Here is a 26,946-nt window from a genome sequence, read left to right on the forward strand (position 1 = left end):
TTAGACGCCGCCGTTATCGGCTCAAGGCCCGGGCCAGAAACGGCGCCGTCCGGCTCTTCTTGCTCGCGGCGACTTTCTGCGGTGTGCCCGCTGCGACAATCTTGCCCCCCTGATCACCCGCCCCCGGGCCGAGATCAATCACCCAGTCACTCTGCGCCACCACGCGCATTTCATGCTCGACGACGATCACCGTATGCCCCGCCGTGACCAGCATATCCAGTTGCTCCAGCAACCGATCGACATCCCGTGGATGCAGCCCGGTAGTCGGTTCATCCAGCACATACAAAGTGGCGCCACGCTGATTGCGCTGCAACTCGGTCGCCAGTTTGATCCGCTGCGCCTCACCACCCGACAGCTCGGTGGCCGGTTGGCCAAGGCGCAGATAACCCAGACCGATATCGCGCAGCACCTCCAGCGAACGACGGATCCCCGGCTGCCCGGCAAACACCTCCACCGCTTGATCAACCGTCAGTTGCAGCACCTCGGCAATGCTCAAACCCTCCCAGCGAATCGCCAGCGTCTGCGGGTTATACCGTGCGCCATGACAGGTCGGGCACGGCGCGTACACGCTGGGCATGAACAGCAATTCAACGCTGACAAAACCTTCGCCTTCGCATGTCGGGCAACGGCCCTTGGCAACGTTGAAGGAAAACTGCCCGGCGTCGTACCCCGCCGCTCGCGCCTCGGGTGTGGCAGCGAACAACTTGCGCACGTCGTCGAACAACCCGGTGTAGGTCGCCAAATTCGAGCGTGGCGTTCGGCCAATCGGTTTCTGATCGACCTGCACCAGACGCTTGATCGATTCCAGCCCAGCGACAACCTGACCGGTACTGGCCTGCGGCGCGTCATCCTCCAGACTGAGTTCCTCCCGCTCGGGCTCAACCGTCGGCCGCCCCAATTGTGCACCCACCAGTTCCAGCAACGCCTGACTGACCAGACTTGATTTGCCCGAACCGGAAACTCCGGTGACCGAGGTAAAACAGCCCAAGGGAAACTCGGCGCTGAGGTTGTGCAGATTATTGCGACTGATCCCCGCCAGTTTCAGCCAGCCCGAAGGTTTGCGCGCAACGCGGGTTTGGCGCAGAGATTCGCCGAACAGATAGGCTCGGGTCTGCGATTGCTCAATACCGGCCAGCCCCGCAGGCGGGCCGCTGTACAAAACTTGCCCACCCTGCTCGCCCGCCGCCGGGCCGACGTCGATCAACCAGTCGGCGCGGCGCATGGTTTCCAGATCATGTTCGACCACAAACAGCGTGTTGCCGTCGGTTTTCAGCCGCTGCAAGGCTTCAAACAGCGCCTCGCCATCGGCGGGATGCAAGCCTGCGGAAGGCTCATCAAGTACATAGATCACTCCGAACAGTTGCGAGCCCAGTTGCGTCGCCAGCCGCAGGCGTTGCAGCTCACCGGAAGACAAGGTCGGCGTGCTGCGTTCCAGCGCCAGGTAACCCAGGCCCAGATCAGTCAGGGTACTGACCCTCTCCAGCAAGTCCTCGGCAATGCGTTGCGCCGCCAGGCGTTTTTCCAGCGACAGGTTCGGCGTGTGCCGCACGTCCGGCGCGCTGCTGTGGCCACTGGCACCGTGAGCCACTCGCTGCTCACGGGCCTCGCGGGTTTGCGCATGGCTGAGGGTTTCGCCGCTCTCTTCGATCTGCTGCAGATAACTGGCAGCCGCCACCGGTTTCAACACCTCGGCCACTTGCAACAGCGGCATCTGCGACAGTTCACCAATGTCGTAACCGGCGAAGGTCACCGACAACGCTTCGCGCTTCAGCCGTTTGCCGTCACACAACGGGCAAGGGCTGCCGAGCATGAACTGCGAAACACGCTTTTTCATCAGCGCACTTTGCGAGTGAGTGAAGGTGTGCAGGATGTAACGTCGGGCCCCGGTAAACGTGCCTTGATAGCTCGGTTCCATTTTGCGTTCGAGGGCGACACGGGTTTCTTCCGGGGTCAGCCCGGCGTAGACCGGCACGGTTGGCGACTCTTCGGTGAACAGAATCCAGTCACGCTGCTTTTTCGGCAGCTTGCGCCACGGAATATCGACGTCGATGCCCATGGTCACGAGGATGTCGCGCAGGTTCTGCCCCTGCCACGCCAGCGGCCAGGAGGCCACGGCACGCTGGCGGATGGTCAGGTTCGGGTCCGGCACCATCAGCGCTTCGGTCACTTCGTAAACCCGGCCAAGGCCATGACATTCAGGGCAAGCACCCTGCGGGGTGTTCGGCGAAAAGTCCTCGGCATACAGCATCGGTTGTCCCGGTGGATAACTGCCGGCGCGGGAATAAAGCATGCGGATCAGGCTCGACAAGGTCGTCACACTGCCGACCGATGACCGAGTGCTCGGCGTGCCGCGCTGCTGTTGCAGGGCGACGGCGGGTGGTAGACCTTCGATGGAATCGACATCCGGCACACCGACCTGATCGATCAGCCGCCGCGCATAGGGCGCCACCGATTCGAAATAACGGCGTTGCGCCTCGGCGTACAGGGTCGAAAATGCCAGCGATGACTTACCTGAGCCGGACACGCCGGTAAACACCACCAGCGCATCGCGAGGGATATCGACGTCGACGTTCTTCAGATTGTGCTCACGGGCGCCACGCACCCGGACCATGCCGGTGGGTGCCTGGGAGGTACGTTTTGCAGTCATCGGGATGCCTTGTCTGAAGGATGGATACTCTCTGTGGCGAAGGGATTTATCCCCGTTCGGCTGCGCAGCAGTCGCAAGACCTGAGGATGCGGTCTAGCTGAAAAATGCAGGGAGTGCTGCGCCCTCCAACGGGGATAAATCCCCTCGCCACAAGTAATTTATCTGGCCACAAAAACTGTGCTCACCTTTAGAGGTCAAGCACTCAGCACCGACCGAATCATCTGCAACAACGCCTCAGGGCCATAAGGCTTGCCCAGCAGATGCGTATCCGGGCTGAGCTGATGATTGCGCGAGATGATGTCGCGGGTGTGGCCCGAGGTGAACAGCACCGGCACTGGCGGTGTCTGCACCTTGGCCCAGGCCGCCAGATCGGAACTCTTGATCAGCCCCGGCATGACCACATCGGTAAAGATCAGGTCCACTTCACTACCTTCCAGCAGCATCTTCATGGCGATGTCGCCGTTGCTGGCCGTCAGCACGCGGTAACCCTCTTCACTGAGCAACTCGACCGCCGAGGCGCGCACCGCGTCGTTGTCCTCGACCACCAGAACCCGTTCATGACCGCCGCCCTGCTGCCTGTCGAGGCTCGGAGCCTCTTCGCTAACCGGTCGCAGACTGCGCGGGAAATACAGCTTCACTTGCGTCCCGACGCCGACCTGACTGTCGATCTCGACATGGCCGCCACTTTGTTTGACGAAACCGAAGACCATGCTCAAACCGAGCCCGGTGCCCTGCCCGTCAGCCTTGGTGGTGAAAAACGGCTCGAACACTTGCTCCAGCACTTGCGGCGGGATACCCGCACCACTGTCGCTCACCGCCACCCGCACGAACTCGCCGGGGACAATGCCTTTACCGGCACAAAATTCGCGGTCGAGACGGGTATTCGCCGCACTGAGCACAATAGTGCCCTCGCCCTGCATGGCATCCCGCGCATTGATCGCGAGGTTGAGGATGGCGTTTTCCAGTTGATTGCGATCGACGTAGATGTGCCACGGATCATGCGGCAGCTGGACGTCGATCAAAATGGTTTCACCCAGCGCCCGCTGCAACAACTCACCGACACCGTCGAAGATTTGCTGCGGATCGCAGACTGCCGGCGACAGCGGTTGGCGGCGGGCAAACGCAAGCAATTGCGAAGATAACTTGGCACCGCGCTCGACCGCTGCCAGCGAGGCGCTGACCCGGCGCTGCACGTTGGCGTTATCGCGTTCGTGGCGGGCCAGCAAATGCAGGTTGCCGGCGATCACCTGCAACAGGTTATTGAAGTCATGAGCCACGCCACCCGTGAGTCCGCCGATGGCTTCGAGCTTCTGTGACTGACGCAATTGTTCTTCGGCCGCCAGCCGCGCTTCTACCTCATCGGCCACCCGTTGTTCGAGGTTGCGGGTGAATTTGAGCAGTGATTCTTCGGCGTTCTTGCGTTCGTGAATGTCGATCAACACCCCGGGGAAACGAAACGCTTCGCCCTGCTCATTGAACTCGCAACCGCCGCTGGCCAGCACCCACAGATAACTGCCGTCGGGGCGCAGCACGCGGTATTCCGCGTTATACGGCTCGCCGCTTTGCACCGCATGGTTGACCCGCTCCTGCACCCAAGCCAGGTCATCCGCATGGATCTTTGCCTCCGTGACGTCCTGCGGCAGATTGCTCAGGTCCTGGCCCGGCGGATAGGAGAACGTGCGGGCGAAGCGCTCATCGGCCGACAACACGTTGTTCTTCACATCCCAGACAAACGAGCCGAGCAACGCGCCGGCATTCAACGCCAGACGTACCCGTTCATTGTCGGCGCGAAAGGCGGTTTCGGCGTTCTGGCGCAGCCGTTCGGAGGTCACCAGCTCGGTGGTTTCCACCACCATCGCCAACACGCCGGACGGCACTCCGGCGTCATTGGCCACCGGACTGTAATAAAGATCCATCCAGACATCTTCGGGAACGCCGTCGCGCAGCAGCACCAGTTCTTTGTTGCGGAAGGACAAGGTGCCGCCAGCCAGACAGGTATCAACTACGTGCCGGTTGAATTCGGCGACTTCCGGCCAGCCCAGTTCGACCGGCGCACCCAGCAGATACGGATGACGGCCACCGGCAAATATCGAATAGGCGTCGTTATAGATCATGTACCCGGAGCGGCCCCAGAGCATGACCATCGGCAACGGCGATGCGAGCATCAGTTGCACGGTGCCGCACAGACTGGCCTGCCAGTTCTGCAACGGCCCCAGCTCGGTGTCGCTCCAGTCGAACGCACAAATGCGTCCGGCCATCTCGCCTTGCCAGCCGTTACAGCCATGGCTATCGGATAAGAACTGCATCGACTGACCCGGTTTCCTGTGTTGTGTGACCGATCAACCGCTTCGCCCATTGACGCTGCGCCCGTCTGTTTCGAGCATCTTCAGCGTCAATGGTTTCATAAGAGGTATAGCCGATTTCACCCTCGTTCGAGGGTCAGAGCGAGATCAGGTGTTTGAGCGGATGGTAGCCGGTCTTCATCTTCGCGGCGACATCGAGAATCGCCTTCTCGATGCCGTTGAGGTGCATGCAGGTCAACTCGATGGCGGCGCTCTGATTGCCGGCTTCGATGTACTCGATCAGCCGCAGGTGTTCGTCATCACGGCAAACTTCGTGGCTGTCGTCATCCAGCGCTGCAGCGTACAGCGAGGCGCGGGAGATCAGCTTCTGGAACCAGTCGAGCAACACCGGGTTATTCAGGCTGCGCGCCAGTTTGAGATGGAACTCGCCCAGCAGATAAATCAGCCGTTCGTGATCGCCCGACTTGTGCGCCTCATCTTCCAGCAACAGATGATCGCGCAGATCCTGCATCGCCAGCCTGTCCTTGCGCCGACACAGTTCGGTGACGATGCCAATCTCGATCAGACGACGGGTTTCGAACAGCGAGCGAATCTCTTCGTCGCTCGGCAGCGACACCGACGCGCCTTTATTCGGCTCGGTGGTGACCAGTCCATCGGCCTCCAGTTGCTTGAGCGCGGCACGCACCGAGGTGCGGCTGACATTGAATAACTCTGCCAGCGATGCCTCGCCCAGCTTCATTCCGGGACGCAACGAACGCTTGCTGATCGCCGCGTAAACCCCTTGGTAGACGCGGTCGACCGTGGTTTCCAGTTTCTTCTCGGTCATTCGAAAGCTCCTTTGGCGTCGGGCAGAATATCTGCTTTTTGCTTAAAGATGCAGGCTGACTGACATAGAACTTGTGGCGAGGGAGCAAGCTCCCTTGCCACAAGTCAGATCACTGACTGAACGATCAATCGGTACCATACTTCGGCGACCGTGGCCCGTACAGCAAACCCGCCGGGTGCCCGGCCGACAACAGACGATTGCTCGCCACTCCGGCAATCGGGTGACCGGCATCGGTGGAGCTGTTGATGATCTGCTTCACCGCCGCAGTGATCAGCATGCCAATCAGGCCGCCGCCATTGCCGTTGTTGCCCTCTTCACTCGACGCCCGCGCCGAACCGGTCCACAGCGTGGCGCCGGTTTTCAGGTCGACCAGTTTGGCGGTGGCAGTCACTGCTGTTTCGCTGCTGATCACTATGTAGCGGGTGCCGTACTCAGTCACAGTGATGTACAGCGCGGCGTCGGCGCCGAAGATTTCATGCAGTTTGTTGGCCGGTGCCTGATGGATATCATCAGGGGTGGTCAGGCCGTTCTGACGAAACGTCTCGTCAGCCAGCGCAATCGGCAGCACGTAGTAACCGGCCTCGGCCAGCGGGAACGTCACTTGCGACAACAGGCTGTACGATGCCTTGACGTCCGGTGAAGTGTTCAGCGGCGGCAGCACCAGAATGGTCTTCGGGCGAGCCTGTTTGTAAGCCGAATAGTCCACGGTCTTGGGGCTGACGCAGCCACCGAGCAGGGTCAGCGCCAGGGCGCCGGCCAGCAGTTTCAAAGAACGCGGAATCATTTCGCGTCTCCGGTCTTGGCGTTTTTAAGCAGGAAATCCATGTACGTGCCGGACTCGGGGAACAGGGTTTTCTCGGTGCGGAACTGCTGCACCATCTGGTCATCCTTGCCCATGCTCAGGTACAGCAGACCGAGGTGTGCGTGGTAACCCGGCGGCACGCTTTTACCCGTGGAGCGGATCTTTTGCAGATCGGCTTCCAGTGCTTCAGCCTGGGCTTCCTTCGGTGTCTCACCTTTGAAGTATTCGTAGACCTGCGGCTCGTAGCCTTCCCACTGGTACAGGGTTTTCGGGCTGCTGCAACCGGCCAGCAAGGCGCTGGCGGCCAGCGTCAGGGCCAGTAACGACCGCGATAGGGACAAATTCATGAGTGTTGCTCCTTGCAATGGGCGTTGATCAGTTGCCCGGTTTCCAGGCACCGGCGTTCATGCCATCAACCAGACGATTGATCGCCTCGCGCATGGCCAGATCCAGTACTTTGCCGTTGAGGGTGGAGTCGTAGGCAGCGGTGCCGCCGAAGCCGATGATTTCGCGGTTGGACAAGGCATATTCGCCTGCGCCCTGGGTCGAATACACCACTTCCGAAGTGCTGATGTTGACGATGTTCAGGTTGACCTTGGCGTAGGCGACCTGGGTCTTGCCACGGCCGAGAATGCCGAACAACTGATGGTCGCCAGTCTCTTTGCGGCCAAATTCGGTGACGTCACCGGTAACCACGTAATCGGCACCTTTGAGGCGCTGGGCCTGGCCCTTGATCGCGGCTTCCTGCTGGATTTCGCCCATGTTGTCGCGATCCAGCACGGAGAACCGGTTGGTCTGCTGCAAGTGAGTGATCAGGATGGTCTTCGCCTGTCCGCCGAGGCGATCAACGCCATCGGAGAAGATCCCGCGCATGTAGCTGGAGCGGTTGTCGAACTTGCCCACGGCCATTGGCACGCGAACGCCGGTCCAGACTTGATTGGCGCTTTCAACCTTGGCTACCGGCAGTGCCCGGGAGCTTTCGGTTGCGCATCCGGAGAGAGTGCCGGCCAGCGTGCCGAGTACGGCAATCGCAACGCCTGAGACCAACATCCGAGAGATCATTCTCACAGTGCATTCCTTATTGAAAAACAGGGTGTCCCGACGCGGTAATCTGCGGCGGGCGGGGAAAGGGGGCGGGATTATGCCAAAGTGCCATCATTGATGACAGGATTTTTTTGACGTCAGTGATTTGGCTTGCATTTCCCATGCGCCACATGGCAATCACTAGCTCGCACCGCCCTTGTAGGAGCTGCCGCAGACTGCGATCTTTAAGAGCAAGATCAAAAGATCGCAGCCTGCGGCAGCTCCTACAGGGGATTTGTGGCGTCAGTGGAAATCGCGGCTCTGTACGCGCACGCCATCGAGCAGCGGGCTCAAGTCGCTCAGGCGTCCGGCGATCAGATGCCGCACTTCGCCTACGCGCTCCCAGCGGCCATCGACCTTGAGCAATTGCGAGCCGACCAGCACCTTCCGTTGGCGCTCGGCGAGATCGCGCCAGACCACCACGTTGACGTTGCCGAACTCGTCTTCCAGGGTCACGAATGTCACGCCACTGGCAGTGCCCGGACGCTGCCGACCGGTCACCAGCCCGGCGATACTGACTGGCCTGCCATGTTCGACATCCTGCAATTCCTGAGAGCTGCGGCAACGCCGGGCCTTGAGTTCACTGCGCAACAGAGCCAATGGATGCGGCCCCAGCGTGGTGCCAACCGTGGCGTAGTCGGCGTACAGATCTTCACCGACACTCGGTTTGGGCAGAATCACGTCAGGTTCTTCCTGACTCGGCAATCCGGCAAACAACCCAAGCTGTTTCTGCACCCCGGCCACCTCCCAGCGTGCACGATGTCGATGCCCGGCCAAGCCGCGCAATGCTCCGGAGTCGGCCAACAACGCCTGCGCCCGGCTATCCAGCATCGTCCGCTCACCCAGGTCGGCGACATCGGCAAACGCCCCACGAGCACGTGCCGCTTCAATGCGCCGCGCATCGTCTTCACGAAAGCCCTTGATCATCCGCAAGCCCATACGGATCGCCGGTTGTGCGCCGCTGATCGGCTCAAGGCTGCAATCCCAGTCACTGGCGCGCACATCCACCGCGCGGATCTGCAATTGATGCCGACGAGCGTCCTGCAAAATCTGATCCGGGCTGTAAAAACCCATCGGCCAACTGTTGATCAGCGCACAAGCGAACGCCGCCGGTTCGTGGCACTTGAGCCAGCAACTGGCGTAGGTCAGCAAGGCAAAACTGGCGGCGTGGGATTCGGGGAAACCGTAACTGCCGAAGCCCTTGATCTGCTCGAAGATCTGCGCGGCGAATTCCGCGGTGTAGCCGTTTTTCTTCATGCCGGCGGCGAGTCGTTCCTTGTGCGGTTCCAGTCCGCCATGGCGTTTCCACGCGGCCATCGAGCGGCGCAACTGATCGGCCTCGCCGGGGCTGTAATCGGCGGCGACGATAGCGATCTGCATCACCTGCTCTTGAAACAGCGGCACGCCGAGGGTGCGCTCCAGCACTGCTTTGAGTTTTTCCGAGGGATAGGTTGCCTCTTCTTCCTTGTTTCTACGGCGCAGGTACGGATGCACCATGCCGCCCTGAATCGGCCCGGGGCGGACAATCGCCACTTCGATGACCAGATCGTAAAAATTTGCCGGGCGCAGGCGCGGCAACATCGACATCTGTGCCCGCGACTCGATCTGGAACACGCCGATGGTGTCGGCGCGGCTGATCATCTCGTAGGTCGGTTTGTCATCGGCAGGAATCGTCGCCAGGGTCAGGTTCTGATTGCGATGGCGGCTGAGCAGATCGAAGCAGCGGCGGATCGCGCTGAGCATGCCGAGCGCGAGAATATCGACCTTGAGCAACCCGACGGCATCGAGATCGTCCTTGTCCCACTGAATGATCGTGCGCTCGGCCATCGCCGCGTTTTCCACCGGCACCAGACTGTCCAGTGGTTCTTCGGAAATCACGAAACCACCGGGGTGCTGCGACAGATGCCGGGGGAAGCCGATCAGTTGCCCGGTCAGGCTCAGCACCCGGCGCAAAATTGCGCTGTCCGGGTCGAATCCGCCTTCGAGCAGGCGCGCATGCGGTGGCGTTTCATCGCTCCAGTGACCGCAGCAATCAGCCAGTGCATTGATCTGATCCGGCGGCAGGCCCAAGGCTTTGGCCACGTCGCGCACCGCGCCTGCGGCGTGATACGTGCTGACCACCGCCGTTAATGCGGCGCGGCCCCGACCATAACGGCGAAACACGTATTGCAGGACTTCTTCACGGCGTTCGTGCTCGAAATCCACATCGATGTCCGGCGGCTCGTTGCGCTCTTTGGACATGAAACGCTCGAACAGCAGCGTGGTGCGATCCGGGTCGATTTCGGTGATACCCAAGGCAAAACACACCGCCGAGTTGGCGGCTGAACCACGGCCCTGACAGAGGATGTTTTGCTTGCGGGCGAAATCCACCACGTCGTGCACCGTCAGGAAGTAGCTTTCGTAGCCGAGTTCGGCAATCAGCTTCAGTTCCTTGTTGATCTGCCGCAGCACCGTGAACGTCGCCCCTTTCTCCCAGCGCCAGGCGATTCCCTGTTTCGTCAGCTGCCGTAGCCAGGAGCTTGCCGTGTGGCCATCAGGCACCAGTTCTTTCGGATATTGATAACGTAATTGGCCGAGATCGAAGGTACAGCGCCGCGCCAGATCGACTGACGCTTGCAGCAAACTCGGCGGATACAGTTCGCGCAATGCCTCAAGACTGCGCAAGTGCCGTTCGCCATTCGGATGCAAACGCAACCCGGCCCCAGCCACCGGGACGTGATGGCGGATCGCGGTCATGGTGTCCTGCAAGGCACGTCGGCCACGAGCGTGCATGTGCACGTCACCGCTGGCGACGGCGGGAATCTGCAGCTCAGCCGCCAGACTTAACAACGCCGCCAGCCGCCGAGTGTCGTCCTGCCCGCGATGCAGTTGCACCGCCAGCCACAGGCGTTCACCGAAGGTCTGTTGCAGCCAGCGGCCCTCCTCCTGATCATCGACAGAGTCCGGCACCCACAACACCAGCAAACCGGGCAGCGGTTCACTGAAGTCTTCGCGCAGCACTTGATACTGACCTTTCTGCGTACGGCGTCGGGCGCGGGTGATCAGACGGCACAGCGCCTGATAGCCCTCAAGATTCTCCACCAGCAGCACCAGTTTCGGGCCGTTGTCGATGCGGATTTCGCTGCCGATAATCAGCGGCAGCTCCACCGACCTGGCCGCTTGCCAGGCACGGACGATCCCGGCCAGGGTGCATTCGTCGGTGATCGCCAAGGCCTGATAACCGTGCTTTTTTGCCCGTTGGAACAGCTCAAGCGCACTGGAGGCTCCGCGCTGGAAACTGAAGTTCGACAGGCAGTGCAATTCGGCATAGCCGTCGCTCATGCAAACCAGCCCTGCAACCACAACGGGCCGCCCTCACCCACCGCCCGATAAGCCCAGCCCTGCTGGCCGGAGCGGTTTTGAATCAGGTAATAGTCGCGGCGCACATCGTCACCGTCCCACCAGCCGGATTCGATGCGCTCCGGGCCCATGAGGATACGCGCCGAACCTTCGGCCACGGCATGTGGCTCACCGAGCAACCAGCCCGGGCGATGGACACTCGGTAGCCCGGCGCAACGCTGTTTGTCGACGCCGTTCTGCCACGCGTTTTCCGGCCGGTGATCCGCCTGAAACCGCAGCCCCTGCACCGCGTCATCGCCCAAGCGTGCACGCAGGCGTTCGCGTAACTGCTCCCACGGCAAAGTCTGCTGCGGGCGGTCATCGAACAGCTCCTGATACTGCGGAACGAAGCTCGGCAGATCCTCGGCGCGCAAACGGAAACCGCGTACCGGCGCCTCGACCTGCACCTGCTCCAGCCGCCCACGGGCCAGTTCGAAGAGCATCGCCGGATCGCGCTCGGCGCTGAGCAAACCGACCTTGATCAGTGTGTCCGGCAGGCCGGCGTGCTCCAGATGCAGATCGAAACGCTGCACGCCGCTGTCACGTCCGCAAAGGAACGCCGAGAGATCGCCGGTCAACCGTCGTAACGGAAACAGCAACGCCTGATGCGATTGCACGTCGAAATTCAGTTCGATGCGCACATCGAAGCGATCCGGCGGCAGATAGAACGCCAGCGCCAGCGGACGGGTGCCGCACAGGGTATCCAGATGTTTGAGCATCTGCGCCTCGAAGCGCCGGGCCAAGGCCTGACGCGGCAGGTTCTGCACCTGACTCAGATTGCGCAGGCCCATGCGCGACAGCGCCGTGGCCACGGGTGGTTCCAGGCCGATGCGGTCGATGGGCAGTTGGCCGAGATGATGCTGCAACGCCTCGACGTCGGGCACCACCAAGCCGTCATAGGCGTTGGCCAGCACCCGCGCCGCCACCGGATTCGGTGCGGCGACGATGCGATGACGAAAACCCAGTTCCGTCAGTTCGCTGCGCAGGCGTGCCTCGAATTGCGTCCAGGAACCGAACAACCCGAGGCTGGACTCGATTTCAAACACCACGGTGCGCGGATAATGCACGCTGACCTGCGCGCTGAAACGGTAGGCCCATGCCGCGAGAAACTGCTGCCAGTGCTCGACTTCCGCCACATCGTAATCAGCGGTGGCAAAGCCTTTGCTCAAGGCTTGCGCGGCGGTCATCGACTGGCCGGGGCGCAAACCGAGTTCGCGGGCGGCCGGATTGACCGCTTGCAGCACCCGACGCTGGGCCGGGCCACTGAGCAACACCAAGGGTTGATCGGGATCAGGACGCTGACGCAGTACCGCGTCGAGCGCCAATTGCGGGAACAGAATACACACCCAACGCATGATGACCTCAGTGCCCCACAGTGAAGGCAATCGGCGCCGTACGTGCCAGACCGCCACGACACTTGAGCACTCGCAGTTGCGCGGGCCGTGCGTCGATGGCGATGCGCAACGCGGCCGGCGACGGGTTGACCGCTTCGCTCAACGGGCGCCACGCGAACGCCAGGGTCTGGCCGGTTTCCGCCGCCACCTGCAAGCGCCGCAACGCACGGTCATCGGCTTTATGCGGCCAGCACAGGACTGCGCCGCAACTGCCTGAGCGCAGGCATTGTTCCGCCGCCCATAACGCATCGCGCTCGCTGGCCTGAATCACCGACAACTGGCGCAGATCGACCCCGGCGTTCTCCCACGCCTGCGGATACGGCACGAACGGCGGCGCCACCAGCACGATGCGCTCGCCCGCCGCCGACAGCCGCGCCAGCGTCGGCCACACCAGTTGCAGTTCGCCGACACCGGGCCCGGCCAGCAGAATTTCACTCAGTGCCGCTTCCGGCCAGCCACCGCTGGGCAACGCCGCATCCAGCGCGGCGTGCCCGGTGGGTTGCGGGCTGGCAGCCGGTGGCGCAGGTCGGCCCTTCCAGACCTGGCCGCCATTGAACAGCGTATCCAACGCAACGACGGCGCCCATCAACCTTGCCTCACCAGACCGCAGAACACCCCTTCGATGGCCAGATCCTGATCGTCACGCACGACAATCGGCTGATACGCCGGGTTGCGCGGCAACAGCCGCACCACGTCGCCGACGCGCTCGAAGCGCTTGATCGTCACTTCACCGTCCAGCCGCGCGACGACGATCTGCCCGTTGACGGCCTCGGGATTGCGCCGCACACCGACCAGATCACCATCGAGAATGCCGTCCTCGATCATCGAGTCGCCCTGCACCCGCAGCATGTAATCCGGGGTTCGGGAGAACAGTGCCGGGTCGAGCATCAGGCGGTTATGGATGTCGGCATCGGCGCTGATTGGCGCACCGGCAGCCACCCGGCCAAGCACTGGAATATCCAGCAGTTCCGGACGTGCAGGTTGCCCCAGCAAACGAATGCCCCGGGCCTGATGGGGATTGACCTCGATAAACCCGGCTTCGGTGAGCGCCAGCACGTGCTTGCGCGCCACGCTGCGTGAGGCAAAACCAAAAGCCTCGCTGATTTCAGCGAGGCTTGGGGGCTGACCGTGTTCGGCGATTCGATCGCGGATAAAAGTCAGGATGGCGGTACGGCGGGGAGTGAGAGTCGTCATGGAGTACATTTGTACTCTTTTGCGATTTTTCTGGCAACGACCGCCAGTCAGGCTGGCTAAACAAGATCAAAAGATCGCAGCGTGCCGCAGCGCCTACAGGGAAAATCAGCTCAAATCACGCTCAGCCAAAAACTGGGTGATGAAGTCGATAAACGCCAGCACTTTGGCCGTGGCCCGCCGATGGCTCGGATACACCGCGAGAATGTGCGGGCCAAAACTGTCCGGGTCGATATCGTAATCGGCCATCACCCGCACCAGTCGCCCATCAGCGATGTACGGCGCAGCGCTCCACAACGGCGTGTGCAGCAAACCGCGCCCGGCCAGCGCACTGGCCAGCAGCAAGTCGTAATTGTCGCTGCGCAATCGTGGCGCCGAAGGTTGCGTCAGGCTCAGGCGTTGACCGTCACGCTCGGCCCACCAGAATTCGCGGCTGAGCAACGGATGCCGATACAACAGCCATTCATGTTGTTCGAGGGTTTGCGGCGTCACCGGAAAGCCCTTGCGCGCCAGATATTCCGGGCTGCCGCACAACGCCAGTCGATTGCTGCCGACCACCCGCGCGATCAGCCCCGGCAAGTTGTCGTGGCCCTCGCGCAACGCCAGGTCGTAGCCGCTTTCCAGCAGATTGACGAACTCGTCGCACAAATCCACTTGCAGGCTGATCTGCGGATACTGCTGTAAAAAACCGTCACACACCTGATCGAGAAACGCCCGCCCATACGCCAGCGGCGCGGTGATTTTCAGGCTGCCGCGCAGACCATGCTGCAGTTGCTCGACTTCCTCGCTGGCTTCATCCAGCCGTTGCAACACCTGCCGCGCGGTTTCCAGATACAGCCGACCGATTTCGGTCAGCAAAATCCGCCGCGTGCTGCGCTCGAACAGCCGCGCACCCAGCTCGGACTCCAGATGATTGACCGCTTTGGTCAACGCCGACGGGGTCTTGCCCAGTTGCTCGGCGGCGCGGCTGAAACTACCGAGCTGCGCGGTGACCACGAACATTTTCAGTGCACCCAGCTTGTCCATGCTTTTTCCATTCAGGCAAAAACGTTTTTCGTGAGGGAGGCGTTCTGTCAGGCGCTGACAGTCACTAATCTCGCCATCAGACGCAATAACAAGGAAATCTTCAATGAAAAGATTCATCCCGAGTCTGTTGGTAGTCGCTGTAAGTTTTGCCTCGATGGAAGCCATGGCCGCCACCGATCTGGTGCTGCTCAATGGCAAGATTTTTACTGCCGACCGCGCTCACCCCAAGGTTCAAGCCCTGGCCGTGGAGAACGGCAAGGTGCTGAAAGTCGGCACCGACGCGCAGATCAAAGCCTTGATCGGCCCCGGCACTCAAGTGATCGACCTCGGCGGCAAAGCGTTGATGCCCGGCCTGATCGACAGCCATTCCCACGCGATTTTCGGCGGACTGGAAATGGTCTCGGCGAACATGGAAGACGAAGTCGTCGCCCTCGACGAGCTGGAAAAACGCCTGCGTGCCTGGCGTGAAGACGGCAAGGCCAAACATGGCGACGTGCTGAGTATCGCCGGCATGAGCTCGGCATATTGGGCCCAGGCCGAGGCCTTGGGCAAAACCTTCAACAACGGCGAATGGGCCAGCGTGCCGGTGGTGTTTATCGGCAGCGACCACCACACGGCGTGGGCCAACAACACCATGCTCAAGCGCTCGGGCGTTGATGCAGCACTTCTGAAAAACCTGCCGGACGCTGAAAAAGACACCATCGGCAAACTGGCCAACGGCGAACCCAATGGCTTTGTAGTGGATGCAGGCTGGGATCGCGTCGCCTCGAAAATGCCGGTACCGAGCCCCGCCGACATGTTGAAAGCCGCGCAATCGGCGGTGCGTTACAACAACAGCCTGGGCATCACGGCGTGGATGGACCCCGCCGCCAACGCCGCGCCGGGCGAACCGGTATTCGCCCTCAAACCCACCGAGAAAACCGTCGGCGTGCTGCCGGCCTACAAGGCGCTGTCGGAAAGCGGCCAGATGAGCGTCCACGTTGCGGCGCTGCTGGTGGCCAATTCGAAAAGCGTGCCCGCCGACCTCGATACCCTCGACAAAGTGCGCCAGCAGTTTCAGGGCATTCCCAATCTGACGCTGCCGGGGATCAAGATCTTCGCCGACGGTGTGATTGAATTCCCGGCGCAGAGCGCAGCGATGATCGATCCGTACAGCAACTCGCACAAACAGGGCGAGTTGCTGATCGATCCGGCGCATTTCGGCGAACTGGTCAGCGCCATCGACCAGCGTGGCTGGCTGGTGCACATCCACGCCATCGGCGACCGCGCGGTGCGTGAATCACTGAACGGCATCGCTCAGGCGCGCAAGGATCGGCAGAGCGGCATTACCCACTCGATCACTCACCTGCAAATGGTCAATCCGAAAGAGTTCGCCCGGTTCAAACCGCTGAACGTGATCGCGTCGATGCAACTGCTGTGGGCCAGCGCCGATGACTACACCACCGACATGATCAAGCCTTACGTCAGCGCCCTCGCCTTCCGTTATCAATATCCGGCGCATTCGCTGCTCAAACAGGGCGCGACCATTGCCGGTGCCAGTGACTGGCCGGTGTCCTCGCCGAATCCGTTCAACGCCATGGCGCAGGCCATCACCCGCGTCGGCCCGCTGGGCGTGCTCAACGCCGATGAACGTCTGGACCGCGAGACCATGTTCTACGCCTACACCGTCAACGCGGCACGAACCATTGGTCTGGACAAGCAGATCGGTTCGCTGACACCGGGCAAACAGGCTGACTTCATCGTGGTCGACCGCGACGTGTTCAGCGTCGATAACAAAGCCCTGCACGACACCCAGGTCCTGCAAACCTGGTTCGGCGGCCGTCAGGTCTACACCGCCACCCAATAACAATAATGATCCCCTTGTGGGAGCGGGCTTGCTCGCGAAAGCGGTATGACATCCAGCAGTGATGTCGACTGATCCACCGCTATCGCGAGCAGGCTCACTCCTACAGTTTTTCTTTGTGCCCAATAAAAATCACAACAACGGGACTTCACATGAAAGCCTTGCCCCTGCTCGCCCTGACTTCCTTGAGTCTGCTGCCCTTGAGCAGCTACGCCGTGCCCTTGAACGATGACTTCTCGGTGGCGGTGGACTTGACCCTGGCCAGCGATTACCGCACTCGCGGCATCTCGCAGACCCTCAACGACCCCGCCGCACAAGCCGGTTTGACCCTGGCGCATAGCAGCGGTCTGTACATCGGCGCCTGGAGTTCCAACGTCGATTTCGGCGACGATCTGAAAACCCGTCAGGAAGTCGATTACTACGCCGGCTGGCTGTGGCAGGCGACCGAGGCGGTCAGTCTCGATCTGGGCTACATCAAATACGCCTACCCCAAGGAAAGTCAGTTCAACCAGAGCGAGGTCTACGGCATTCTCGGCGCCTACGGGGTGAAACTCGGCGCGTACTATTCCAGCGATGCGCCAGGCGAAGACAGCAAGCAAAGTTCGATGTACAGCTACATCGGTTATGAAACCGAACTGCCCTTCGAATCAGGGCTGAAACTGCGTTACGGCAATATGGATTTCAAGGACCCGCGCATGTACTCGTCGTCGGGTCACGGCGATGCGTCCTATCGCGAGTGGGAAATCAAAGTCACGCACAACCTGGCCGGGGTGGTGCTGGGGTTGAGCTACATCGATACCGACGTCTCAAAAACCGAGTGCCAGAGCAACTGGGGCTACAAGGATGTGTGCAGCGCGACGCTGGTGGCGAGCATCAACAAATCCTTCTAACCCACCACAATCCCTGGTAGGAGCTGCGGCACGCTGCGATCCTTTGATCTTGTTTTTTCAAGCAGAATCAAAAGATCGCAGCGTGCCGCAGCTCCTACAAGGGCCGCATTCGGATGCGGGTGATTGTTACTGGATGTTTACAGAATTTTTACTAACGTTCTTCTACAGTTACGCGCGTAATCGTGTGTGTTTTCTATCTCAGTAGAGGAACGTTTTGAATGGCTTTGGGCAAAGGACTGCATTTACCGTCCATCACTCCTACCCGACTGGTGCTGCTGTTTTCTTTGGCATTGGTGGCGTTGTACAACCTGGCGACCTGGAAGGCGCTCGGTACGTTGATCACCCTGCAAGGCGCGCACAAACTGGCGTTTTTTGCTTCCTTTGCACTGTTTCTGTGGGCCGCCATTACCCTGCTGCTGACGCTGGTGTCGTTCAAGTGGACGCTGAAACCGGCGCTGACCGTCGTCGCCCTGCTCTCGGCCTGCGCGGCGTATTTCATGAACGAATACGGGATCACCATCGATACAGTGATGATCCAGAACGTCTTCGAAACCAACCCGGCGGAAGCCACGGCGCTGTTCAGCGGCAAACTGCTGACTTACCTGCTGCTGCTCGGCGTGCTGCCGGCGGTGTTGATCTGGCGCTGGCCGGTGAGTTATCGACCGTTCTTTCGCGGATTGCTGAACAAGGTGCTGGTGATCATCGCCTGCGTGTTGGTGATTGCCGCTTCGGTGGCTGCGTTCTATTCCACCTACGCGCCGATCTTCCGTCAGGAAGACAAGCTCACCCACTTCATCAACCCGACCAACTACATCTACGCGATCAGCAAATACACCAAGCAGCGTCTGGGGATCAAAAAGCACTTCGTGGTGCAGGCCATCGGTGAAGACGCGGTGATGAGCGCCAAAGCCGCCAGCCGCGAGAAGAAATCGCTGATGGTCTTTGTGGTTGGCGAAACCGCCCGCGCCGATCACTTCTCGCTCAACGGTTATGAGCGCGAAACCAATCCCGAACTGAGCAAGCTCGATATTCTCAACTTCACCAAGGTGCATTCCTGCGGCACATCGACGGCGGTGTCGGTGCCGTGCATGTTCTCGATGTTCCCGCGTGAGGACTACAGCGACAAGAAAGGCAAAACCTACGAAGGCCTGCTCGACATCCTGCAACGGGCCGGCGTGCAAGTGCTGTGGCTGGACAACAACAGCGACTGCAAAGGCACCTGCCTGCGCGTGCCGCACCGTGATATCGCGAAGAATCAGCCGGGGCCGTTTTGCGACGGCAATAACTGCCTCGACGAGGCGCTGCTGGCCGATCTGCAGGCCTATATCGACAGCCTGAAAGGCCACGCGATCATCGTCCTGCACGCCGACGGCAGCCACGGCCCCGAGTATTACGAGCGCTATCCGCAAACGCTGGAGCGCTTCAAACCGATCTGCCACACCAATCAACTGGGCAGTTGCAGCCGTGATGAACTGGTGAATGTGTACGACAACACCATCCTCTATACCGACCATTTCCTGGCCAAGGTGATCGAGTTGCTCAAGCGCAATCAGGACAACCTCGACACTTCGATGGTCTACGTTTCCGATCATGGCGAATCACTGGGCGAAAACGGCCTGTACCTGCATGCCGCGCCGTATGCATTGGCGCCTGAGGCACAGACGCATGTGCCGATGGTGATGTGGTTTGGTGAAAGTACGTTGACCCATGAAGGGATTGATCGGAATTGTCTGCAAGACAAACGCGATGAGGCAGATCTGAGCCATGACAACCTGTTTCATTCGGTGTTGGGTTTGTTCGAAGTAAAAACCTCGCTGTATCAGCCGGAGCTGGACATCTTCCACGGCTGCCGCCCAGCCATGACCGCCGCGCAATAATCCAAACACCACCATCCCGAACTGTGGGAGCTAGCCTGCTAGCGAAAGCGGTATGTCAGGCAATACAGATGTCGACTGACAGGTTGCTATCGCTAGCAGGCTAGCTCCCACGGGGATTTTTGGTGGGTTCAGACAGTTAGGTCCGCCAGATAGGGCCACGGGTAGATCCCGCGTTCGTGGCCATCGCTGAATACCAGTTGCAGGCCATAACCCTGGGGGTTGAGCTCAATTATCCGCACTCGCTCATCAACCATCGGCGTCGAGCCACGCAGGCGAAATGCGCGGCACTGTGAGCACGGGCACTGACGGCGCAGTTCGGCGTGATTGAGTACCGATTCACGACCGTCCGGCCAGCTCAGGCGCAGGGTTTTCTCGCTTTGCGAGTTGGCGACCGATAGCGGGTTCATTGCAACTGACTCAGGGCGATGCGCACGGCTTTGCGCACTTCCGGATCGCCGTCATCTGCCGCAGCCTGCAACGCCGCTACTGCGCCGCGATCATTCAACTCACCCAAGGCCAGCGCCGCTTCCTTGCGCAGATTGCTGATGCGATGGCTCAGGGTTTCGATCAGCGCTTGCAATGACGGGGCGAAACGCAAACGACCGAGGCTGCGGGTGGCGCGCAAACGGACTTGCCAGTAATCATCTGCCAGTGCTTGGACCAGTGCCGGGCCCGCGTCGACATGGCCGACCTTGCCCAGCGTCGTCGCCGCTTCTTCGCGCACCTGCCATGCCGAATCCTGCAAAGCCTGCCGCAGCGCCGGCAGCACTTCGGCGCCGGACGCCAGACCCAGAGCACCGGTGGCGGCGCGACGCACTTCAGTGTCGGGGTCATCACTGGCCAGACGTGCCAGCGCCGGCAAGGCGTCGAGTTGCTTGAGCCAGCCAAGCACGCCGACAGCTTCGCGGCGCACGCTGGCATCGGTATCGTTCAACGCCAGCAGCGCAGCAGGCGCCGCATCGGCAAAGCGCAATTCACGCAAAGCCCGGAACGCAGCGATCCGCACCGCGACTTCGGCGTGCGCTGTCCACGGCAGAATCACCGCGCCCGCCGCTTCAGTCTTGAGCAGGCTTAGGCTCTGTGCGGCGGCGGCTTGTACCGCCGGGGCCGGATCAGTCAGGGCCTGACACAAAGCCTCGATCACCTGTCCGTCCTCCCAGGCCTCCAGCAACCGCGCCGCTTCGGCGCGAACTTCTTCGGCAGGATCATCCGTCAGGCGCTCTACCAGCCACAGCAAACCGTCCGGTTCTTCGAGGTCGGCCAGATCGATCAGGGCGATGCGCCGTACTCCAGCGTCCTCGGCAGTCAGGCGCGGTTGCAGGGCAAGAATCTCAGCGTTATCGGTCACAGCAAAAAATGAGGTCATAGGGCAAATCGCGGCAAAGGGTTTTCAGGAGGCAGGCCGAGCGGATTCAAGCGTGGCAGCGGCCGGTCGTTGTCGTGGCGCAGCAAGTCGAGGCAATGGCGTTTAAGGCGGGTGAACTCGGCGCTGGTGACCAGTTCGGTGGTGCGCGGACGTGGGAAATCCAGACGCAAGTCTTCGATGATTCGCCCCGGACGCGCACTCATCACCAGCAAGCGGTCGGCGAGAAACAGCGCCTCGTCGATGTCATGCGTGACGAACACCACGGTGGTGCGGATGCGCGTCCAGATGTCCAGCAGCAGTTCCTGCATGTTCAGTCGAGTCAGCGCATCCAGTGCGCCGAACGGTTCGTCCATCAGCAACAGGCGCGGACGATTGACCAGCACCCGGGCGATCTCTACCCGTTGCTGCATACCGCCGGAGAGCTGATCGGGCCAGCGTTCGGCAAAGCCGTCGAGACCGACCAGCGCGAGGATTTCATCAGCGGCGCGATGGCGTTCGGTCTTGCCTATACCGCGCATTTTCAGGCCGAATGCAACGTTGTCGCGCACCGTGCGCCACGGGAACAACGTGTGGTGCTGAAAGACCATGCCGCGCTGCGGTGACGGCCCGGACACTTCACTGCCATCAACCTTGAGGCTGCCGGCATGCGCTTGCAGATGACCGGCCAAGGCGCCGAGCAACGTCGATTTTCCGCAACCGGACGGGCCGAGAATGCACACGAACTGGCCCGGTTCGATCTGGCAATCCAGCGCTTGCAACGCTTCGAACGCTTGCTGGCCCTCGCCAAGCACGATGGACAATTGGCGGATATCGATCCGCCCTTCCGGGGTTTGCATCGCAGTCATCAGGCTTTTCCTCGTGGGCGATGCCACGGCGTGAACAGCCCGCCAAGGCGTTTGATCAATAGGCTGCTGCCCATGCCCAACACGCCGATCAGCAGCATGCCGACGACGATGTCGGCGTAGTTCTGAATGGTGTAGGACTCCCAGGTGTAGTAGCCGATGCCGAACTGGCCGGAGATCATTTCGGCGGTCACCAGACAGAACCACGAGGTGCCCATGCCGATGGCGAGGCCGGTGATGATGCTTGGCGCAGCGCCCGGCAGAATCACTTCCAGCAGAATCGCCCGCCGCCCTGCCCCGAGGCTTCTGGCCGAGGCGATCAGACGCGGGTCAACGCCTTCAACGCCGTGCACGGTGTTCAGCAGGATCGGGAACAGCGCACCGGTGAAGGTGATGAACACCATCGACAGCTCGGAGGACGGAAACATCAGGATCGCCAGTGGAATCCATGCCACGGCCGGGATCGGGCGCAGCACTTCCAGCGGCGGCAGCAGCAGGTCTTCGGCCCACTTCGAGCGGCCGATGGCCAGGCCCAGGGCGATGCCGATGATCAGTGCGGCAAGGTATCCGGCGAAGACCCGGCTGAGGCTGCTGGTCAGGTGCTGGGCGAGTTTGCCGGAGTCACCAAGGCCCAGCGCGGCTTCAATGACGGCCACGGGGGTGGGAACGTTGGCGAAGGTGACCAGGCCAAGGTTCCAGTGGTGGCTGGCGGCGAGTTGCCAGAACAGCAGGCAGAGCAGCAGCGAGGCTGTCCTTGATCCCCAACGTGTAATGGATGTGAGCATAGTTCTTCCTCAATACCAGAACCCTGTGGGAGCGGGCTTGCCCGCGATGAGGCTGGTACATCCAACATTTTTGCTGAATGTAAGTCCGCCATCGCGGGCAAGCCCGCTCCCACAGGGGAATATGGCGCGTTCAAAATCAGCGGGAGGCCACGGCCTGGGTCGTGGCGTCGGTGAAGTCGAAGACCTTGCCGCCCTGCGCCGCCGCATATTGCTGGGCCTGGCCCTTGAGCAGGAACGCACTCAACCGGCCCTTGGCATCACTGGCAAACCACGCCTGTTCCGCCAGCAACTTGATCCCGCTGTCCCCGGCCTGCGCATACACCGCACGAATGGTTTTGCCTTCCTGCTTGAGGCCGGCCAACGCGGTGAACGCCGATTCAGCCGAGGCGTACTGGCGCACCTTGTCCTCGCCACGCACCCAGATTTCAGCGACATGGCTGAAGTCGCTGATCGGCTTGCCGGTGGCCGCATCCACGGCTTTCAGAGGCGTTTGCGCGTAATCGGCCAGTTGCGCCGTGTAGTCCAGGTTGGAAGCCTTGAACGCCGCACGGATGTACTGATCGTCGATGAAGTTGTTCAAATCCAGTCCGCGATCGGCTTTCTTCAACAGCTTCAACGTATCGATAGCCGTGCCCACAGCCTGGCGGTATTCAGGTTTCCAGCTCAGATCGCGGGTCTGCACGCCGAGCGGGCCGTGGAACAGGTAATTGACCTCGGCATCAACGCCAGTGACTTTGGCGATCAGCTCGCTGTACTTCTCAGGTTCCGCCGCCAGCAATTGATTGGCCTCGATGCTCGCACGCAGATAGGCGACGACGATTTCCGGGTACTTTTTCGCGTAAGCCTGATCCACTAGCGCCCCATGAAAAGTCGGCGCATTGGCCTGGGCGCCGTCGTAGATCTTGCGAGCGAAACCACGGCTGGGAAACAGTTCGGCGAACGGCACGAAGTCGGCATGCGCGTCGATCTTGCCGGCCTGTAACGCCGAGCCGGCGACTTCGGGCGGCTGGGCGATAATGTTCACGTCCTTGAGCGGGTCCCAACCCTGCGCCGCCACCGCCCGCAACAACATGCCGTGCGCCGTGGAGGCGAACGGCACGGAAATGGTCTTGCCCTTGAGTTCGCTCAGCGACTGCACGCTCGACGCGCTCGGCACCACAATGCCGTTGCCGCTGCCCTTGATGCTGCCCGACAACACGCTGATAAACAGGCTGTGCTTGCCCGCCGTTTCAAACGCTACGCCGTTGAAGGCGCCGGGGAAATCGGCCATCGCACCGAAGTCGAGTTTGCCGGCGACCATCTCGTTGGTCAGCGGCGCGCCACTGGTGAAGTTTTTCCACTGGACGTCGTATTGGGCGTCTTTGTATTGGCCGTCGTGCGGGAGGTATTTGTCGAGCAGGCCGAGTTCACGGATCAACAGACCGCCAGCGGCGCAGTTGATGGTGGTGTCCTGGGTGCCGATGGCGATGCGGATGGTTTCGGCCGAGGCCGACAAACTGAACGATGCCAGTACCAGACCGGCGATTGCTGCACGCAACATGGTTGTTTCCCCTCGAATCATTTATTGGATGTTCGTCTCCGCCACGATCAGGGCGCGGTGGGAAACGAGGGGTGTCTTTGAATCCAGCGTCCGGGGTTCGCCGGATGGCTTTTCAAGTAGCCACAAATCCCTGTGGGAGCGAGCTTGCTCGCGAAAGCGTCCTGCCAGTCGACATCAATGCTGAATGAACCACCGCATTCGCGAGCAAGCTCGCTCCCACAGTGGGGTGGGTTTCAGCGCAGGAGATAGGGGATTTCGACTTTCACCGCGCCTGTCGGGCAATCCTTTTCACACGGCATGCAGTACCAGCATTCGTCGAACGCCATGTAGGCTTTTTGCGTGGCCGGATTGATCGCCAGCAAGTCCATCGGGCAGACGTCGACGCACACGGTGCAGCCCTTTTCGGCGATGCATTTGTCCTCGTCCACGGTGACCGGGGCGTTGGAGCGGAAGAAGATTTCCTGGGCTTGATAGGCCATGGTTCGGGCTCTCTGTCAGTGATGCATCACGCGGCGAAGGCGCCAACCCGCAAGCGGTCGTAGGCCTGCATTTCTTCGGCATCGAGCGGGATGATGTAGGGCTCGACGGCTTTCTTGAAACTGGTCATTTGACCGTCATCGCCCTTCTTCAAGTGGCAATGGCAGAACCATTCAGCGTCGTCGCGTTGCGGGTGATCGACGCGATAGTGGTACAAACCCCAGCGGCTTTCAGCGCGGAACAACGAGGCGCGGGCGGCCATTTCGGCGCAGTCGCGGATCACGCTGGTTTCCATGGCGCGCATCAGTTCGTGGGCGTTATTGGCTTTCATCTGATCAAGATCACGCTCGATATCGCTGAAGCGTTGCAGGCCGATCTGCATTTTCCTGGTCACTTTCGGCGGTTGCAGGTAGTCGTTCACGAAGCGTCGCAGCTTGTATTCGACTTGCGCGGGCGGCAGGCCGTGCTCGCGATCCAGTGGCGCGTAGACCCGGGCCTTTTCGGTTTCGACCTGCTTGGCATCCAGCGCGGAAAACTCGCGGCCAGCGACAAAATCAGCGGCGTTATGCCCGGCAAACCAGCCATAGGTGAACGCGCCGAGCATGTAGTTGTGCGGCACCGCCGCCATGTCTCCCGCCGAGTACAAGCCCTTCACCGAAGTCTCGGCGCGTTCGTTGACCCACACACCGGACGCCGAATGCCCGCTGCAAAAGCCGATTTCGGAGATGTGCATCTCGACCATCTGCGTGCGGTAATCGGTGCCACGATTGGCGTGAAACTGGCCACGGCTCGGGCGTTCGTTGCTGTGCAAAATCTCTTCGATGTTCTGGATGGTTTCCTCGGCCAAGTGATCGAGTTTGAGGAACACCGGGCCGTTGCCGCTTTCCAGCTCCTGGTGAAACTCCCACATCATCTGCCCGCTCCAGTAGTCGCACTCGATGAAGCGTTCGCCCTTGTTGTTGGCGGTGTAGCCACCCAAGGGGCCGGTGACGTAGGCGCAGGCCGGGCCGTTGTAATCCTTGATCAACGGGTTGATCTGGAAGCATTCGAGGTTCGCCAGTTCAGCCCCGGCGTGATAGGCCATGGCGTAGCCGTCGCCGGCATTGGTCGGATTTTCGTAGGTGCCCATCAGGTAACCCGAGGACGGCAAACCGAGGCGCCCGGCCGCGCCGCACGCCAGAATCACTGCCTTGGCCTTGATCACATGGAAATCGGCGGTGCGGCAATCAAAACCCATCACGCCGTTGACCGTGCCCTCCTCGTCGGTCAACAACCGCGTGCAGACCAACCGATTGGTGATGCTCACCCGAGCGCGTTTCAACTGACGATAAAGAACCTTTTTGATGTCGTGCCCTTCCGGCATCGGCAGCACGTAGGCGCCCATGTGATGGACTTTTTTCACCGCGTAATCGCCGGTTTCGTCCTTCTCGAACTTCACGCCCCAGCGGTCGAGTTGTTCGATGGTTTCGAAGCTGTGGGTCGCATAGGCATACACCGCCGCCTGATTGACGATGCCGTCGTTGGCGATGGTGATTTCCTTGGTGTACTGCTCCGGCGTCGAGTGCCCGGGAATGATCGCGTTGTTGAGGCCGTCCATGCCCATGCTGATCGCGCCGCTGCGTTTGACGTTGGCCTTGTCGACCAGCAACACGCGCAGATCGCGGTTCTTCTCTTTAGCCTTGATCGCCGCCATCGGGCCAGCGGTGCCACCGCCGATCACGACGATGTCGTATTCCTGTTCCAAGGTATTGCGGGTCATGTCACGCCCCTTTTTGCCGGTCGATCCGCAAGCGGTACTGGAACGCATCGCCACGGTAGTAAAGGTGTTCGAAGTCCAGCGGCTGGCCGTTCGCGTCGTGGGTCAGGCGTTCGATGCGCATGATCGGCGAGCCCGCCTCGACGTTCAGTGCCTGAGTCAGATCGCTGTCGGCGAGCACCGCATCGATAGCCAGATCAGCATGGCCGAGGGCGATGCCGCAGTCGTTTTCGAGGATCAGGAAGATGTCGCGGGTGACCAGATCAGCCTTCTCCAAACGCTCGCCGATGGCTTTGGGCAGGTAGGTGATTTCCAGCGAGATCGGCTCGCGATTGATCAACCGCACCCGTTTGATCTGCGCCACGATTTCACCTTCGGCGACTTGCAGACGCTCGGCGACGCGTTTGTCCGCTGCGATGAATTTGAAACTGCGCAGACGGTTGATCACCTCGTAACCGCGCCCGGTCATCGACTCGGCGAGGCCTTGCAGGCTGCTGACATTTTGAAAGGTTTTGGGTTTGGCGACGAAAGTGCCTTTGCCATGGATCTTGAAGATCAGCCCTTCTTTTTGCAGATCACCCAAGGCCTGGCGCACGGTGATGCGGCTGACTTTGAATAGCGTGCCAAGCTCGCTTTCCGAGGGCATCTGACTGTCTTGCGGGTATTCGCCGTCGAGAATCCGCGCACGCAGGACGTCGCGCAGTTGGGTGTGCAGCGGAACGCTGCTGAGGGAAAGAACGTTATCGGTCATCAGGGGATCACTTGTTATAACGAGTTATGACGTGATCTTAGAGACGTTATGACAAGTTTGAGAAATACCGAATGGGCATAACCTTAGACGCAGCTTGCGTCGGCTTTTGTGGCGAGGGGATTTATCCCCGTTGGGTTGCGAAGCAGCCCCAAACCCTGCCAATACAGCC

Annotated in this window: 22 protein-coding genes and 1 pseudogene; 4 read left to right on the forward strand and 19 right to left on the reverse strand. The window is 60.8% G+C overall.

Annotated elements, in window-relative coordinates:
* Positions 1-13: 13 nt before the first annotated feature.
* The 11 genes from ACTWLJ_RS22745 to ACTWLJ_RS22795 form a co-directional block, all read right to left on the reverse strand.
* Positions 14-2,647: an excinuclease ABC subunit A gene (locus ACTWLJ_RS22745; RefSeq protein ID WP_445178541.1), complete on the reverse strand. Its 2,634-nt coding sequence runs from the start codon at positions 2,645-2,647 to the stop codon at positions 14-16.
* A gap of 194 nt (positions 2,648-2,841) precedes the next feature.
* A complete protein-coding gene (locus tag ACTWLJ_RS22750; protein WP_445178542.1) occupies positions 2,842-4,953 on the reverse strand; it encodes an ATP-binding protein in 2,112 nt (703 codons plus the stop codon).
* A gap of 133 nt (positions 4,954-5,086) precedes the next feature.
* Positions 5,087-5,776, reverse strand: coding sequence for a GntR family transcriptional regulator (locus tag ACTWLJ_RS22755; RefSeq protein WP_445178543.1), 690 nt, complete (start codon positions 5,774-5,776; stop codon positions 5,087-5,089).
* A gap of 124 nt (positions 5,777-5,900) precedes the next feature.
* A complete protein-coding gene (locus tag ACTWLJ_RS22760; protein ID WP_445178544.1) occupies positions 5,901-6,560 on the reverse strand; it encodes a DUF799 domain-containing protein in 660 nt (219 codons plus the stop codon).
* Positions 6,557-6,925: a DUF4810 domain-containing protein gene (locus tag ACTWLJ_RS22765; protein WP_401209331.1), complete on the reverse strand. Its 369-nt coding sequence runs from the start codon at positions 6,923-6,925 to the stop codon at positions 6,557-6,559. Before ACTWLJ_RS22765 ends, ACTWLJ_RS22760 begins: the two co-directional genes overlap by 4 nt.
* Before the next feature lie 28 nt (positions 6,926-6,953).
* Complete coding sequence (locus ACTWLJ_RS22770) at positions 6,954-7,640, reverse strand: CsgG/HfaB family protein (RefSeq protein ID WP_401209690.1); 687 nt, start codon at positions 7,638-7,640, stop codon at positions 6,954-6,956.
* A gap of 264 nt (positions 7,641-7,904) precedes the next feature.
* A complete protein-coding gene (locus ACTWLJ_RS22775) occupies positions 7,905-10,982 on the reverse strand; it encodes an error-prone DNA polymerase (protein WP_445178545.1) in 3,078 nt (1,025 codons plus the stop codon).
* Positions 10,979-12,394 carry a Y-family DNA polymerase gene (locus tag ACTWLJ_RS22780; RefSeq protein ID WP_445178546.1) on the reverse strand — a complete coding sequence of 472 codons (1,416 nt, stop codon included), beginning with the start codon at positions 12,392-12,394 and terminating at the stop codon, positions 10,979-10,981. Before ACTWLJ_RS22780 ends, ACTWLJ_RS22775 begins: the two co-directional genes overlap by 4 nt.
* Before the next feature lie 7 nt (positions 12,395-12,401).
* Positions 12,402-13,019 (reverse strand): translesion DNA synthesis-associated protein ImuA, encoded by a 618-nt coding sequence (gene imuA / locus ACTWLJ_RS22785; RefSeq protein ID WP_445178547.1) that lies wholly within the window; start codon positions 13,017-13,019, stop codon positions 12,402-12,404.
* Positions 13,019-13,636: a transcriptional repressor LexA gene (gene lexA, locus ACTWLJ_RS22790; protein ID WP_445178548.1), complete on the reverse strand. Its 618-nt coding sequence runs from the start codon at positions 13,634-13,636 to the stop codon at positions 13,019-13,021. The genes imuA and lexA overlap by 1 nt, the downstream gene beginning before the upstream one ends.
* 96 nt (positions 13,637-13,732) lie before the next feature.
* Positions 13,733-14,650, reverse strand: a complete 918-nt coding sequence (locus ACTWLJ_RS22795) for a LysR substrate-binding domain-containing protein (RefSeq protein ID WP_445178549.1) — start codon at positions 14,648-14,650, stop codon at positions 13,733-13,735.
* Between the two features lie 103 nt (positions 14,651-14,753).
* Here ACTWLJ_RS22795 and ACTWLJ_RS22800 point away from each other — a divergent pair, with 103 nt between their 5' ends.
* The 3 genes from ACTWLJ_RS22800 to ACTWLJ_RS22810 all read left to right on the forward strand — a co-directional run bounded on the left by ACTWLJ_RS22800 (position 14,754) and on the right by ACTWLJ_RS22810 (position 19,260).
* Positions 14,754-16,496, forward strand: coding sequence for an amidohydrolase (locus ACTWLJ_RS22800; protein WP_445178550.1), 1,743 nt, complete (start codon positions 14,754-14,756; stop codon positions 16,494-16,496).
* A gap of 149 nt (positions 16,497-16,645) precedes the next feature.
* Entirely contained in the window at positions 16,646-17,383 is a 738-nt protein-coding gene (locus ACTWLJ_RS22805) for a TorF family putative porin (RefSeq protein ID WP_445178551.1), read from the forward strand.
* A 218-nt stretch (positions 17,384-17,601) separates the two neighbouring features.
* Entirely contained in the window at positions 17,602-19,260 is a 1,659-nt protein-coding gene (locus ACTWLJ_RS22810; protein WP_445178552.1) for a phosphoethanolamine transferase, read from the forward strand.
* A 128-nt stretch (positions 19,261-19,388) separates the two neighbouring features.
* On the opposite strand, the gene ACTWLJ_RS22815 is transcribed toward ACTWLJ_RS22810, so the two are convergent.
* From ACTWLJ_RS22815 to ACTWLJ_RS22835, 5 genes are all read right to left on the reverse strand, one after another.
* A complete protein-coding gene (locus ACTWLJ_RS22815; RefSeq protein WP_445178553.1) occupies positions 19,389-19,667 on the reverse strand; it encodes a DUF971 domain-containing protein in 279 nt (92 codons plus the stop codon).
* Entirely contained in the window at positions 19,664-20,626 is a 963-nt protein-coding gene (locus ACTWLJ_RS22820) for a HEAT repeat domain-containing protein (RefSeq protein ID WP_445178554.1), read from the reverse strand. The genes ACTWLJ_RS22815 and ACTWLJ_RS22820 overlap by 4 nt, the downstream gene beginning before the upstream one ends.
* A complete protein-coding gene (locus tag ACTWLJ_RS22825; protein WP_445178555.1) occupies positions 20,623-21,471 on the reverse strand; it encodes an ABC transporter ATP-binding protein in 849 nt (282 codons plus the stop codon). The genes ACTWLJ_RS22820 and ACTWLJ_RS22825 overlap by 4 nt, the downstream gene beginning before the upstream one ends.
* The gene (locus tag ACTWLJ_RS22830) at positions 21,471-22,253 is read right to left on the reverse strand and encodes an ABC transporter permease (protein ID WP_445178556.1); all 783 of its coding nucleotides are present in this window, start codon (positions 22,251-22,253) and stop codon (positions 21,471-21,473) included. Before ACTWLJ_RS22830 ends, ACTWLJ_RS22825 begins: the two co-directional genes overlap by 1 nt.
* A gap of 136 nt (positions 22,254-22,389) precedes the next feature.
* Positions 22,390-23,793: an ABC transporter substrate-binding protein gene (locus ACTWLJ_RS22835; RefSeq protein WP_445178557.1), complete on the reverse strand. Its 1,404-nt coding sequence runs from the start codon at positions 23,791-23,793 to the stop codon at positions 22,390-22,392.
* Positions 23,794-23,919: 126 nt separating this feature from the next.
* Here ACTWLJ_RS22835 and ACTWLJ_RS22840 point away from each other — a divergent pair.
* Positions 23,920-24,024, forward strand: a pseudogene (locus ACTWLJ_RS22840) (metal ABC transporter ATP-binding protein); the annotation flags it as partial.
* Between the two features lie 2 nt (positions 24,025-24,026).
* On the opposite strand, the gene ACTWLJ_RS22845 reads toward ACTWLJ_RS22840, so the two are convergent.
* The 3 genes from ACTWLJ_RS22845 to ACTWLJ_RS22855 are packed head-to-tail and all read right to left on the reverse strand — an operon-like array spanning position 24,027 to position 26,777.
* Entirely contained in the window at positions 24,027-24,272 is a 246-nt protein-coding gene (locus ACTWLJ_RS22845) for a 4Fe-4S dicluster domain-containing protein (RefSeq protein WP_007959413.1), read from the reverse strand.
* A 26-nt stretch (positions 24,273-24,298) separates the two neighbouring features.
* On the reverse strand, positions 24,299-26,029 hold the full coding sequence (locus ACTWLJ_RS22850) for a fumarate reductase/succinate dehydrogenase flavoprotein subunit (RefSeq protein WP_445178558.1): 1,731 nt from the start codon (positions 26,027-26,029) through the stop codon (positions 24,299-24,301).
* Position 26,030: 1 nt separating this feature from the next.
* Positions 26,031-26,777, reverse strand: a complete 747-nt coding sequence (locus ACTWLJ_RS22855) for a GntR family transcriptional regulator (RefSeq protein ID WP_445178559.1) — start codon at positions 26,775-26,777, stop codon at positions 26,031-26,033.
* Between the last annotated feature and the right edge of the window lie 169 nt (positions 26,778-26,946).

This window comes from Pseudomonas sp. McL0111 (genome assembly GCF_052567255.1).